Origin of the sequence: Lwoffella lincolnii (genome assembly GCF_002014765.1) — a bacterium.
Taxonomy (GTDB): domain Bacteria; phylum Pseudomonadota; class Gammaproteobacteria; order Pseudomonadales; family Moraxellaceae; genus Psychrobacter; species Psychrobacter lincolnii.
Window position 1 is genome coordinate 1 of the sequence record NZ_MUYT01000008.1, and the last position, 13,920, is coordinate 13,920.

Annotated in this window: 12 protein-coding genes; 5 read left to right on the top strand and 7 right to left on the bottom strand. The window is 43.5% G+C overall.

Features of this window, described 5'->3' with window-relative positions:
- Window positions 1–129 precede the first annotated feature (129 nt).
- The 4 genes from B0682_RS09795 to B0682_RS06555 form a co-directional block, all read right to left on the bottom strand.
- The gene (locus B0682_RS09795) at window positions 130–363 is read right to left on the bottom strand and encodes a zinc ribbon domain-containing protein (protein WP_078307615.1); all 234 of its coding nucleotides are present in this window, start codon (window positions 361–363) and stop codon (window positions 130–132) included.
- Window positions 364–740: 377 nt separating this feature from the next.
- On the bottom strand, window positions 741–1,028 hold the full coding sequence (gene nqrM / locus B0682_RS06545) for a (Na+)-NQR maturation NqrM (RefSeq protein WP_078307616.1): 288 nt from the start codon (window positions 1,026–1,028) through the stop codon (window positions 741–743).
- Window positions 1,029–1,302: 274 nt separating this feature from the next.
- Complete coding sequence (gene nhaD / locus B0682_RS06550) at window positions 1,303–2,871, bottom strand: sodium:proton antiporter NhaD (protein WP_078307618.1); 1,569 nt, start codon at window positions 2,869–2,871, stop codon at window positions 1,303–1,305.
- A 41-nt stretch (window positions 2,872–2,912) separates the two neighbouring features.
- On the bottom strand, window positions 2,913–4,055 hold the full coding sequence (locus B0682_RS06555; RefSeq protein WP_078307620.1) for an FAD:protein FMN transferase: 1,143 nt from the start codon (window positions 4,053–4,055) through the stop codon (window positions 2,913–2,915).
- Window positions 4,056–4,483: 428 nt separating this feature from the next.
- Here B0682_RS06555 and B0682_RS06560 point away from each other — a divergent pair, with 428 nt between their 5' ends.
- The 5 genes from B0682_RS06560 to oppF all read left to right on the top strand — a co-directional run bounded on the left by B0682_RS06560 (window position 4,484) and on the right by oppF (window position 10,568).
- Window positions 4,484–6,166, top strand: a complete 1,683-nt coding sequence (locus B0682_RS06560) for an ABC transporter substrate-binding protein (protein WP_078307622.1) — start codon at window positions 4,484–4,486, stop codon at window positions 6,164–6,166.
- Window positions 6,167–6,427: 261 nt separating this feature from the next.
- Window positions 6,428–7,348: an oligopeptide ABC transporter permease OppB gene (gene oppB / locus B0682_RS06565; protein ID WP_078307778.1), complete on the top strand. Its 921-nt coding sequence runs from the start codon at window positions 6,428–6,430 to the stop codon at window positions 7,346–7,348.
- Window positions 7,349–7,453: 105 nt separating this feature from the next.
- Window positions 7,454–8,350: an oligopeptide ABC transporter permease OppC gene (oppC, locus tag B0682_RS06570; protein WP_078307624.1), complete on the top strand. Its 897-nt coding sequence runs from the start codon at window positions 7,454–7,456 to the stop codon at window positions 8,348–8,350.
- 130 nt (window positions 8,351–8,480) lie between these two features.
- A complete protein-coding gene (gene oppD / locus B0682_RS06575) occupies window positions 8,481–9,467 on the top strand; it encodes an oligopeptide ABC transporter ATP-binding protein OppD (protein ID WP_078307626.1) in 987 nt (328 codons plus the stop codon).
- A 57-nt stretch (window positions 9,468–9,524) separates the two neighbouring features.
- Window positions 9,525–10,568, top strand: coding sequence for a murein tripeptide/oligopeptide ABC transporter ATP binding protein OppF (gene oppF / locus B0682_RS06580; protein ID WP_078307628.1), 1,044 nt, complete (start codon window positions 9,525–9,527; stop codon window positions 10,566–10,568).
- Window positions 10,569–10,609: 41 nt separating this feature from the next.
- Here the strand turns inward: oppF and parE are convergent, their stop codons facing one another.
- From parE to B0682_RS06595, 3 genes are all read right to left on the bottom strand, one after another.
- The gene (gene parE, locus B0682_RS06585) at window positions 10,610–12,493 is read right to left on the bottom strand and encodes a DNA topoisomerase IV subunit B (RefSeq protein WP_078307629.1); all 1,884 of its coding nucleotides are present in this window, start codon (window positions 12,491–12,493) and stop codon (window positions 10,610–10,612) included.
- 92 nt (window positions 12,494–12,585) lie between these two features.
- Window positions 12,586–13,161, bottom strand: coding sequence for a Uma2 family endonuclease (locus B0682_RS06590; RefSeq protein WP_078307631.1), 576 nt, complete (start codon window positions 13,159–13,161; stop codon window positions 12,586–12,588).
- 47 nt (window positions 13,162–13,208) lie between these two features.
- Window positions 13,209–13,841, bottom strand: a complete 633-nt coding sequence (locus tag B0682_RS06595) for a YqiA/YcfP family alpha/beta fold hydrolase (protein WP_078307633.1) — start codon at window positions 13,839–13,841, stop codon at window positions 13,209–13,211.
- Between the last annotated feature and the right edge of the window lie 79 nt (window positions 13,842–13,920).

The following is a 13,920-nucleotide window of genomic DNA, read 5'->3' on the forward strand; positions in this document are numbered from 1 at the left end:
TTACCAGTTAAGTTACTGCGTACTCGCAATTTTGTCTTAACTTAACTGTTTTATGTAAGACGTTGAATATGGTGCAATGAGATAAATTCCACAGACTGATACGGTGGGACTCACCGTCTTGTTAACTACCTAGACAGTCAACCTTTTTGTTGCGTTGTTTAAAATACTGAGACTGGCGTTAATGTCCCTGCCGTGCATTGTGTTGCAACTTGGGCATTGCCAGTTTCTGATATTCAAAAGTAACTCACCCACTTTAAAACCACAGTTTGAGCAAGTTTTAGAACTGGAATAAGGCCTATCTACTTCCTTAATGTCTTTATCTTTCTTAATACTTTTGTCCCATTGTTCTGCTTTATAAATCATAGCGGTAATGTGTTGTTTTCAGTCTGCCTTGCGTATAAGTCAGTGGTTTTATGACAATGGAGAATAAAGTGTGTCCAAGACAATTAATTGTATGCCTAGATTACTGCCGATATCTAATGGTTAGATAAACGAACTACATGCTCACTTACTATGTAGATTATCATGCCAAATAAATAAATCAAGACCGCATTTATCATTACCGACGAAATGACAAAATAATCAAATAATCTGAAGATAGAACCGCCACAGACCAGATGGATATATTATCTTTACCTTTGATGACAGTAAGATAGGGATTTTTTAATTGAATCATGATATCTGTGGATAAGCACATTGCTTTTGGAGAAATTTACGTCAGTCCTATGATAAAAAACCCATCATACCGCCTTGCCAAGTTCTTTTGCTTTTTGGCGTTGCTGACTTTGTTTGGTGGTTTGCTCATTTTGGGTGTTGTTTAAAGCGTTGTTATCGTTGTTTAGGCTGTCGCATTTGTTGGGGTCATTGCCACAAAATTGACAATATTCATCACCCATCAAGTTCGCCACACCACCGCAAGACCCTTTTAACGGTTGCTTTTTAACCATGTAGCCGATGCCCATGAACAAAAAAAACAACACAAACACGGCAAAGGTGATGGCAATAATGGGCAGTAGTTGACTGAGCATGATGATTCCTAAATAGTCTTAAATAAGATTATACGGCGTGTTGGCTTATCAACACACCCTGACAAGTTTATGTTTCATGTCATTTATGTTTTATCATAACAGAAATGACATGGCAAACTTGACAAAAGCATGTTTTAATTTTGCAAAGAGCAGCAAAAATCCTGATGACAGGCACAGCTAGCAAAACACAGTTAAAACGTCTGTACTTGGGCGTGTTCGTCAATCATCATCGCACATCTTCACAAGATTCTTCATAAGCTTATTCACAAGCTGCTTACAACATCACATGAATGACCATATAAACCCCTGCCCCAGTCAGATAACCCAACAACGCCAGACCGCTGATGCGTTTTAGATACCATGTAAAGGGGATTTTTTCCATACCCATGGCAGCAACCCCAGCCGCTGAGCCAATAATCAAACAGCTACCTCCAGTCCCTGCACAATATGCCAAAAAGTGCCAAAATGCCCCATCTTGTACAAATTGACTTTGCCTTACCAATTCAGCACCTGTCAAGCCAGTCAAATCTGCCGTTGTCAATAAAGGATACATTTTCATTGCCCCTGCCACTAATGGCACATTGTCCACCAAAGATGACAACAGACCAATGAGTATGTTAATCACGTATAAATTACCAAAGTTTTGATCCAACCACGCCCCCATATGCCCCAAATGCCCTGATGTTGCAAGGCTAGACACCGCCAACAAAATACCCAAAAAGAATAAAATGCTTGCCATATCAACTCGAGACAATACCCCCACCACGGTAACTCGTTTTTTCACTTCCCAAGAGTGATGGTGATGTTTAATTTCGGTAAAAATCCACAATATCCCCACACCAAATAAAATGCCCATATAAGGGGGTAAATGGGTGATGGTCTTAAACACAGGCACAAATGCCAATGCCGACAAACCCAATGCCAATACCGATTGACGCATGGCAGGGCTGATGGGGTTATTGGTTGATAACTGGGCTTGTGCGTTAATGGTGTCATCAGATTTATCGGCTGAATAAGATTGTGTGGCACGATCAGCTTGATGATGCAAATCAGCTTGATGATTAACAGCGGCTTGATGGTTAACAGTGGCTTGATGATTAACAGCCATTTGGCTCATGCCATCAGCAACAGCAGGACGACTGACCTGCTTGCCCCTGAGCATCATCGACAGCACCGCCAAAGGAACAATGGCTGCAACAAGGCTGGGCAAAATCAAATCCATAATGATGCGATTGGCACTGATTTGATGCCCAATCCACAGCATGGTGGTGGTAACATCACCAATGGGCGACCATGCACCGCCTGCATTGGCACAAATCACCACTAAGCCCACATACCACCAACGCATCTGTTTGTCAGCCACCAGTTTACGTAATAGCGATACCATCACAATGGTGGTTGTCAAATTATCTAACAGTGCTGATAAAAAGAAAGTCAAACCGCCAATGGTCCAAAGTAGGCTAACAGCACTGGTGGTGGCAATGCGTCTGGTAATCACTTCAAAGCCATCATGAGCATCTATCAGCTCCACAATCACCATTGCCCCCATTAAGAAAAACAAAATCTCAGCAATTTCTGACAAATGATGTCTTAACTCCACATTGAGCAAGGCACTGACATCAAGACCAGCACCGCCATGACCACCGTGAGCCATGTTGGTCATGGTAGCAACATCGCTAGCTACATCACCACCTGCCAGTAAAACATCTGCCCCCAACATCAATAGCGTCCATAATATGGCTGCGGTCAACAATGCTGATGCTGCCTTATCCACATGAATGTTATGCTCTAACGCTATCGCCAGATAACCCAATATAAACACCACCACCATCATCACATACATGATTTTCTCCTACGTATCATCACCTTCTGACTGTCCATCAATCATCTGCTCACTTTGCCACCTGCTCTTAACGCTTGCATGACAGGGGTTTGGGTAATTTGCCAATCATCTGGCTGATGACTGTCAGCATTGATGTCGCTGTCATTTTTAGGTATCACAAATAAGACTGCCAAGCCCTGCTCATTTGCCAGTTGCCACGCTTTATCATAAGGCATGGCGGTCAATGCCGTTGCCCAGCCATCTGCCAACGCCACCGATTTAGCCACCACCGTTACTGATGACGCACCGCCAACAATGGGTTTGCCTGTCGTTGGGTCAATGGTATGACTATGACGCACATTATCATACACCACTGAATTGCGATAGTTACCTGACGTGGCAAGGTGCATGTTGCCTTGTTTTTGTTCATTAACTGGCTGTTTGATGGCAGCCAAAGTCTGTCGGTTGTTAACTGATGAGTGCAATATTGGCGCATCTATGCCAATCTGCCAACCCTGCCCTTGCTCGTTGATGCCTGACGTGGCAACTTCCCCACCTATCTCTACCATATAATTATCAATATGAAAATCAGTTGCCAACACATCAGCAATCACATCAACCCCATAACCTTTGGCAATGGCAGAAAAATCCAACGCCACACCATCTTGATTTTTGCTAAGCTGGTCTTGCTTTAGGGTGATACCATGAAAATTCAGCAAGCTTTTGGCAGTGGCAATGTCCGCATCGCTTGGGGGGTTTTGTAGTCTGTCAATTCGCCTACTTATGCCAAATCCCCATAACTCAACCAATGGCATGATTGTGGGGTCAAATGCTCCCTGCGAGTCTTGATACACCTGTTGGCTGTCAGTCAATACCTTGATGAAATCAGCATCAACAGTCATGGGAGTGTTGGCAGGCAGTCGGTTAAACTTGCTGATTAAGGAGTCTTGCTGATAAGTGGACATGCTGGCATTGACCTGCTCAAGGCGTTGGTCAACAGCTGTCTTAATGTCCACATCGGTGGCTTGGGCAGTTTTGGGTAATTGATAACGAATGTGATAGCTTGTCCCCATGGTCTCGCCTTGAATATCGCCATATTGTGGCGGCTGGCGACAAGCGGTCATGACTGCTGTCATCAGCCCAATGCCCACAAAGGATACGCAAGCCCAGCGGGTTGTGATGTTCTTATGAAACGTTTTGGGCATTTTAGGCATTATCCAACTTGATTTTTTTTATCTTAATGTGGGTCAAGCCTTGCATTTGGGTCAAGCCTTGCCACTTTAACGACAAACAGGGTAATGGCAAACATGGTAACAACAAGAATTTTCTCCTTAAAACAATGGATTGATGACACAGGATTGACGGACTTGCTGGTAAAGTCATTCTTGCTGATAAAATAATTAAAAAAATGCTTGCGAAGTATATCACAATACTGTTACATTTTTGTGATATGTCAGCATTCATTGACATTTTGTAACTGAATGATTTTTGACGTCTTCTGTGATAAAAAAGGCTGATAACGAGTCATCGTTAAAACATCGCAATGTTTAAACATCGCAACGTTAAACCTTAGCATTTACTTTGTCTGCTCTGCTTTGTCATGGACTGACCATTTTTAACTCAAGGAATTTATATGAGCCGCCTTTCTTCTTTGATGCACTTAGCCTTACCCACAGCGGTTGCTTCTGCTCTTTTATTAACCGCTTGTGGTAACAGCCCCACAAACACCACCGACACACAAGGCAATGCCACTTCAGACACCAGCAATATTGACCCCAATGTTTTGGCAGACACCCAAGCCATCACCATCAATAACGGTGCAGAAGTTGAGTCACTTGACCCACATAAAATCTCAGGTGTTCCAGAAACCAATCTGATACGTCAAATGCTGGTTGGTCTGACCACCACCGACCCAGATGGCAAAACCATACCTGGCATGGCAAGTGAATGGAGCAGTGAGGATAACAAGGTATGGACATTTAAGTTGCGAGATGCCAAGTGGTCAAATGGCGATGCTGTTACCGCCAATGACTTTGTTTATAGCTTTCGCCGTGTGGTTGACCCAGCAACCGCATCACCTTATGCCAGTTATCTGGCAGATGTTAAAGTCATCAATGCCCAAGACATCATCGATGGTAAAGCCAAAATCGACAGTTTGGGGGTAACAGCCATTGATGATAAGACACTACAGATTAGCTTATCTGAGCCTGTGCCATATCTTCCTGACGCCCTATTTCACTCTTCTGTTGCACCAGTGCACCAAAAAACAGTAGAAACATTTGATACCAAATGGACAGACCCTAATAATATTGTGGTTAATGGAGCATATAAACTCAAAGAGTGGAAGGTGAATGACAAGGTTGTGCTAGAGCGTAACCCCAATTATTACGATAATGATAACACCAAAATTGACACCGCAACCTTTTTGCCAATCCCTGAAGCCACCACAGACGTGGCTCGCTATAAGGCAGGGGAAATTGACATGACTGAAAAGTCATTACCACCTGAGCAATTTAATCAGCTCAAAGCCGAATTTGGCAGTCAGGTGCATATCTCGCCATCTTTATGCACGTACTACTATGAGTTCAATACGGTTAAGCCACCATTTAATGACGTGCGTGTCCGCCGTGCCTTGGCATTGGCACTTGACCGTAATACCATCACGGATAAAGTGTTGGCTCAAGGTCAAACGCCTGCTTATCAATTTACCCCACCTGCCACCAACGGCAATGTGAAGTTTTCACCTGATTGGGAGACGTGGGATAAAGACAAACGTGTGCAAGAAGCCAAAAAACTATTGGCAGAAGCTGGCTACAGTGATGGCAACCCTTTGACGTTTGAACTGCTATATAATACCAGTGAAAACCACAAAAAAATTGCTGTGGCGGCGGCATCACTTTGGAAAGAAGCTTTAGGCTCGGTGGATGTAACCTTAACCAACCAAGAATGGAAAACTTATCTTGATGCTCGCCGTGAAGGCAATTATCAAGTTGCCCGTGCTGGTTGGTGCGGTGATTATAACGAAGCATCAACTTTCTTAAACATTTTAAAATCTGGCAATACCAATAACCACGGTAAATACAGTAGCCAAACCTTTGATAACATCATGACAAAAACCTTGGCATCAGGTGTGAATGATGCTGACCGCACCCAACTGTATAACCAAGCAGAAGCTCAGCTAGATACTGACATGCCATTGCTACAAGTCTATCACTACATCAATCCACGTATGATTAAGCCGTATGTGATTGGCTTTACAGGCAATGATGCCCTAGACAACTGGCAAATCAAAGACATGTCAATCGCCAAGCATTAATGGCTTTGGTTGGCATGGCTTAAATTGGCATGACCTTAATCAGCTTTTAGTCAATCAACCGTCAGTAACCGCAACCACAATGGATTTGCGGTTGCTTGGTTGCTTTACTGATGGTTTTTATTGGTGGTTTTTAAGCCATTTAGCCACTTTTTTGCTCTTTTGATTTGCTCTTTTGATTTTCTTCTCCTTTAATTTTTTTGCTCTTTTTTTAATGTTAATCAGCATTTGTCAGCCATCACAAGCCACGCCACGAGACACATCATGTTAAAACTTATTTTTCGCCGTCTGCTTGAAGCCATACCCACCTTGTTTGTGTTGATTACCGTGTCGTTTTTTATGATGCGTCTGGCTCCTGGCAGTCCATTTAGCTCTGAGCGTGCCTTACCACCAGAAGTGCTTGCCAATATTGAAGCCAAATATCATTTAAATGACCCACTGTGGCTACAGTATCTTAATTATCTTAAGCAGTTGATGATGGGAGATTTTGGCCCTTCATTTAAATACAAAGATTACACGGTCAATGAACTGTTGGCTCAGGCGCTGCCTGTGTCAGTGGAGATTGGTTTGTATGCGTTTATCATTGCGGTGGTGCTTGGGGTAATTTTGGGGGTGATGGCGGCTTTAAAACAAAATTCATGGCTGGATTATGTGCTGATGACTTTGGCAATGACAGGGGTGGTTGTGCCAAGTTTTGTCAAAGCACCATTGCTTGTGCTGTTATTTGCCATCACGCTAAAATGGTTGCCTGCTGGGGGTTGGAATGATGGTGCGCTGCATAATTTGATTTTACCTGTTACTGCGTTGTCATTGGCATACATTGCCAGCATTGCTCGCATCATGCGTGGGTCTATGATTGAAGTGTTAAACAGTCCGTTTATCCGTACCGCCAAAGCCAAGGGGTTACCAACCAGTCATATCATCAAAAAACACGCCTTAAAACCTGCGTTATTGCCTGTCATTTCTTATTTGGGCCCTGCATTTGTGGGCATCATCACAGGCTCTATTGTCATTGAAACCATTTTTGGCTTACCTGGAATTGGACAGTTGTTTGTCAATGGGGCATTAAACCGTGATTATGGCATGGTGCTAAGCTTAACCATTTTGGTTGGGGTATTAACCATCACATTTAATGCCATTGTGGACATCTTATATGCCGTCATTGACCCAAAAATCAAATACTGAACTTTGCTAACTTTTTGTGGATAAACCAACCTTTTGACAATCTGACCTTTTGTTAAATCAACTTGTTAAATCAACAGCCACCAGCCAATAGGACAAGCACTGACCATGAGCCAAGCCATCACGTCTACTCAACCAATCTTAAAAAAAGAGATAAAAAGTCGCAGTCTGTGGCAAGATGCTTGGCGACGCTTTTATCGCAATAAAGCGGCTGTTGCCAGTATGGTGATTTTGTTATTGGTGGGTTTGTTTGTGGTGATTGTGCCAATGCTTGCCCCATTTGGCTATGCTGAAACTGATTGGAGTCATATGCAATCTGCTCCGTCCATGACAACTCAGCATTATTTTGGTACAGATGCCTTAGGACGTGATTTGTTGGTAAGAACCGCCATTGGTGGACGTATTTCTTTGATGGTAGGCATCGCTGGGGCGTTGGTGGCGGTGCTGTTTGGTACTGTGTATGGGGCGGTATCTGGCTATTTGGGTGGTAAAGTGGATATGGTGCTGATGCGGGTATTGGAGATTTTAAATGCCTTTCCCTTTATGTTTTTTGTGATTTTGTTGGTTACCATGTTTGGGCGTAATTTGATTTTAATCTTTGTCGCCATTGGTTTGGTGTCGTGGTTAGATGTGGCTCGTATCGTGCGTGGGCAGACTTTGGGGCTAAAACGTAAAGAGTTCATTGAAGCGGCCCATGTCGGTGGTGTGTCGAACTGGCAGATTGTCATGCGACACATCATTCCCAATGTGCTGGGGGTGGTGGTTGTCTATGCGTCTTTACTCGTGCCGTCGATGATTTTATTTGAGTCATTTTTAAGTTTTTTGGGGCTTGGGGTGCAAGAGCCAATGACCAGTTGGGGTGCATTACTACAAGATGGTTCAAAGACCATGGAAGTTGCTCCTTGGATGATCATCATTCCGTCATTGTTTTTGGTCATCACTTTATTTTGCTTTAATTTTTTGGGCGATGGTCTTAGAGATGCTCTAGATCCCAAAGACCGCTGATCAAACCATTTAAAAATCAACATCAAGATTAACGCATGACTGACACATCATTAGCCACCACATTGTTAATCACCACATTGTTAACCACCATATTGTTAATCACCACGTTGACACCGATTAGGACATCATCATGAGTTTATTAGCCGTTAAAGACCTAAAGGTCAGTTTCAGTACAGAAGAAGGACAAGTCATTGCTGTCAATGGGCTAAACTTTGACTTACGCAAGGGTGAGACGCTTGGCATCGTGGGCGAGTCAGGCTCTGGCAAATCACAAACCGCATTTTCCATCATGGGACTATTGGCAAAAAATGGACAAGCATCAGGGCAAATTGAGTTTGAAAGTCAAGACCTTTTAACGCTAAAACCAAAAGAGCTGAACCGAATTCGTTCTAATCAGATTGCCATGATATTTCAAGACCCCATGACATCACTCAACCCCTACATGAAAATCGGTGAGCAACTGGCAGAAGTGTTGATATTGCATAAAGGCATGAGTAAGCAACAAGCTTGGAATGAAGCTGTTACCATGCTAGAAGCGGTGAAAATCCCTGAAGCCAAAAAACGCATCAGCATGTATCCACATGAATTTTCTGGCGGTATGCGTCAGCGAGTGATGATTGCCATGGCACTGTTGTGCCGTCCTAAGCTGTTGATTGCTGATGAGCCAACCACCGCTTTAGACGTAACTGTACAGGCCCAAATCATGACCCTGCTCAATGAGCTAAAGCGAGATTTTGGTACAACCATCATTATGATTACCCATGACCTGGGTGTGGTTGCTGGCATCTGCGATAGGGTGTTGGTCATGTATGCTGGACGCACCATGGCGTATGGACCTACCGATGAGATTTTTTATCGCCCCAGCCACCCTTATACGATTGGGCTATTGGGCGCTGTGCCAAGACTTGATCATAACGAACAAAAACTGGGGACGATTGAGGGTAATCCGCCCAACTTGCTTGACTTACCCATCGGTTGTCCTTTCTCAGAGCGGTGTGCTTTTGCATTGCCTGAGTGCATCAATGTACCACCACCGTTGGAGTTTTTGCCCAATGACCGACAGCGAGCCTGCCACTTATCCCCAGAGCATATTACTACCCAATCTTTGGCATCATAGCCCGATGGTTTTGTTGATTATTCATGTTTAAACAGTCAAAATAACTCAGAGAATCTCATGTCTTCTAATGCTTACCCTGATAACCACACAGACACTCAGCTCAATACTCAAGCGACCAATTCCGCTAAAGCATTGCTCAGCGTGCGTGATGTGGTAACCACATTTAACATTCATCAAAAAGGGGGGCTATTTGGTAAATCTGCCACCCTAAAAGCTGTCAACAGCATATCCTTTGACCTAAATGCAGGTGAGACCTTGGGCGTGGTTGGTGAATCAGGCTGTGGCAAATCCACTTTGGCACGCACCATCATTGGTCTGGTTAAAGGACAATCTGGCAGTATTTGCTTTGATGGTAAAGAGTTGATAGGGCTGTCAGAACATGCCATGCGAGAGGTGCGTAAAGACATACAGATGATATTTCAAGACCCTTTAGCGTCATTAAACCCCAGAATGACGGTGGGCGACATCATCGCTGAACCACTTCATACCCATTATCCCAAGATGAGCAAGGCTGAACGCTTTGAGAAAGTAAAAGCCATCATGCAAAAAGTGGGCTTATTAACCAATCAAATCAACCGCTACCCACATGAGTTTTCAGGAGGTCAGTGCCAACGGATTGGGATTGCCAGAGCCTTGATATTACGCCCAAAACTGATTATCTGTGATGAACCTGTGTCTGCCCTAGATGTATCTATCCAAGCTCAAGTCATTAACCTGCTACAAGAAGTACAAGAAGAGATGGGGCTGGCATTAATATTCATTGCTCACGACTTATCCGTGGTCAAGCACATCTCTGACCGTGTGTTGGTGATGTATTTGGGCAATGCAGTGGAGCTTGGCACAGACAAACTGGTCTATGATAATCCATCGCACCCTTACACCCAAGCGTTGATGTCAGCTGTGCCACTACCTGACCCAAAAGCTGAACGCAACAAAACCATTCAATTATTAGAAGGTGATTTACCCAGTCTGATTGACCCACCTTCTGGTTGTGTGTTTCGCACTCGTTGTCCCATTGCAGATGCCAATTGTGCCAACACCAAACCAACCCTACAAGGCACACCGCATCATCAGATTGCCTGTCTTAAAAATGCGGTATGAGCCATGCAATCACCACTCACATTGGCGTATGACGTTTACCATCAACCCCCAATATCTGCCAAATCTCCTTTATGTTCAAGCCACATTTTACGGTCGCCTGCCCGTTTTTTTGCAAGCAACATGTCCATCACATTGTCAGTGGCGATGGGGTCGTCAAGGTCAAGCTGAACCAGCCGCCTGGTATCAGGGTTCATCGTCGTGTCTCGAAGCTGTTCAGCGTCCATCTCTCCTAAGCCTTTAAAACGAGTGATTTGGGCTTTTTTGCCTTTATTTTTTTGTAAAATGGCTTCCAACTCTTCATTATCAAGGGCATATGCCACCTCTTTACCAATATCCACCCGATACAATGGTGGCATGGCAACAAATAGGTGTCCTGCTTCCACAACGGCTTTAAAGTGTTTGACAAACAAGGCACACAACAAGGTTGCGATGTGCAAACCATCTGAGTCAGCGTCCGCCAAGATGCAAATTTTTTCATAACGCAATTCTGACAAGTCATCAGAATCAGGGTCAACCCCAATGGCAATGGCGATGTTATGAATCTCTTCACTTGCCAAAACGGTATCAGGCGACACTTCCCAAGTGTTTAATATTTTGCCTCGTAACGGCATAATTGCTTGAAAATGGCGGTCTCTGGCTTGTTTTGCTGAGCCACCTGCCGAATCTCCTTCCACTAAGAACAGCTCTGCCCCATCTCGTAAGTTGCCCCGACAATCCGCCAATTTTCCTGGTAAAGCAGGACCTTGGATAATTTTTTTACGCTCTACTTTTTTGGCAGATTTTAAGCGTTTGCCCGCCTTGATGATGGCAAGTTCAGCGATTTGTTTGCCAATGTCTGGATTTTGGTTCAACCATAGGCTAAAGCCATCTTTGATAAGGGTTTGTACCATCGACACGGCTTCTCGGCTGGATAAGCGTTCTTTGGTTTGTCCACTAAATTGTGGCTCTATCAACTTTAACGATAAGATAAAACACACATCACCCCAGATGTCTTCGGCAGTGAGTTTGATATTTCTGGGTAATAAATTATGCAATTCACAAAACTCTCTTAAGGCTTCTAGCAATCCTGTTCTTAAGCCATTGACGTGTGTGCCGCCTTGTGCCGTGGGGATAAGATTGACATAGCTTTCTTGAACAGGCATGCCCCCATCAGCAAGCCAACACACTGCCAAATCCAGCCCTGCTCGCTCACCTTGTTTTGCGGTGTGATTAAACACATAGGGCAACTCTGGCAGAGTGATGTCTTCTGCCAACTGTTCAGATAGATATTGCGATAAACCATCGGTAAATTGCCAAATGTCTCGTTCACCATCAATCTCATTGATAAAGGTCATGATAAGACCTGCCGATAGAACAGCTTTGGCCTTTAGATGGTGTTTGAGTTGTTTGATGTTAAATTTTGGGGTGTCAAAGTATTTGCTGTCTGCCCAAAACTGCACCCTTGTGCCACGCTTTTTCTTGTTGCTACTGGGAGCAACCGCCAATGGGGCAGTCGGTTCACCATGGGCAAAATCCATTGTAAAGGTTTCGCCATGTCGCCAAACGGTAACGTTCACTTTGTGCGATAAGGCATTAACCACAGAAATGCCCACGCCATGTAGACCACCTGAGACCTGATAATTATCGGTGCTAAATTTACCCCCTGCATGTAAGCGGGTGAGTATCAGCTCAATGCCTGATTGGTTAAATTCTGGGTGAATGTCGGTGGGCATGCCCCGTCCATCATCTTCCACCGACAGAGAATTATCAGCATGCAGGGTAACGGTGATGTTTTTGGCATAACCTGCGAGTGCCTCATCAACCGAGTTATCAATGACTTCTTGGGCTAGGTGATTGGGGCGTGTCGTGTCGGTATACATTCCAGGACGACGGCGGACAGGTTCAAGACCTTCTAAAACTTCTAGGTTTTGGCTGGTGTAACTCATAAATTTTGATAACCATCATCATTAAAGACAAATTATTAAAAATAGTTTAAAAAATAGATTATTGAAGATAAATCATAAGAACGCTAATAAACTCACAAAACCTTTAATGGATTATCTCCAAACACAATGTCTTCATAAATCGCTTCAATCGGCACAACCAAATCAAGGCTGGCAAACGCCACCGTATCACCTTTTTGATACGTTTGCCCCTGCCATTGTTGATGACGGCGATAGATAATGACTTTCATCATGGTTTGTTCAATCAGCACATATTCTTGTAGTGATATAATCTCTTGATAATCCAAAAGCTTTTTGGTTCTGTCTATAAAAGCTGTGGATTTTGATAACACTTCAATTATCAGCAAAGGCTTTTCTGCGGTCATGCGATTAATATGGGTTTGCCCACAATCCACCACCACATCAGGATAATAATAGTTGTTACTGACATTCACTCGCAAGTCATTCATATAAGGCTTGCACGGCTTATCTTTTAAATTTTGTTTTAAGGTGCTGGCGATATTGAGACAGATTGTGGCGTGATGACTACTTGCTCCACCCATGGCATATACCATGCCGTCCACCAATTCCCATTTTTCATAGGTATCATTGGCATATTGAGTTAAATATTGTTCAACGCTGATGTCATTAGACTGTGGCAATTGACCCATGTCTCTCTCCTTTTAGCAAAGCCATGTGATGCTTTTTTAACCCAAGCCTACCCAAACAAAAACTGCACCACTTGAGCCAATTTAGTGTCAAAATCGCTCATTCGATGGTCGCCACCTTCTTCAATAATCAGTTGGTGTTTATCGACACCTTGTTGACTAAAATAATCCACTGTCTCTTGATAATTGAGCAGTTCATCGCCTTTTTTAACGATGACCAATAAATTTTGGGGGTATGATGATGTTGTGGGACGATTTGCCATCAACCAATGAATGTCTGATTTGGTAACTTGCCAACCGTCTGGTGTGGTATGCCCCACATAATCATTGGACAAGCTGTCAAAATCATCGGCAAAAAAGCGTTTTAAGCTGTTCCCACTGTCGATGCTGGGATTGAGTAAGACGGCTTTTTTTCCTGTGAGATTAACCAATAAATTGGCATAAAATCCCCCAAGTGAACTGCCAACCATGCCTATGTTTGGATATTGATTGATGAGCGTTTGTAGCTTTTGTATGGCTTTATCAGGCGATAAATTCAAATTGGGACGATGCACGGTGATATGTTGATGATGCTTTTGGCAATAGTCATCAAGCAGTTGCCCTTTTTGAGCATGCTCATTGCTATTCAATCCGTGTAGGTACACAAGATGTTGGGGCTGTTTGAGATGTTTATCATTGGACATAAGTTAACCTCTGTTGTGTGAATGTGTGAATGGTCGTTAGGTTGTTTACATTGGGTTTTTTATATTAAGTTTTTCATGG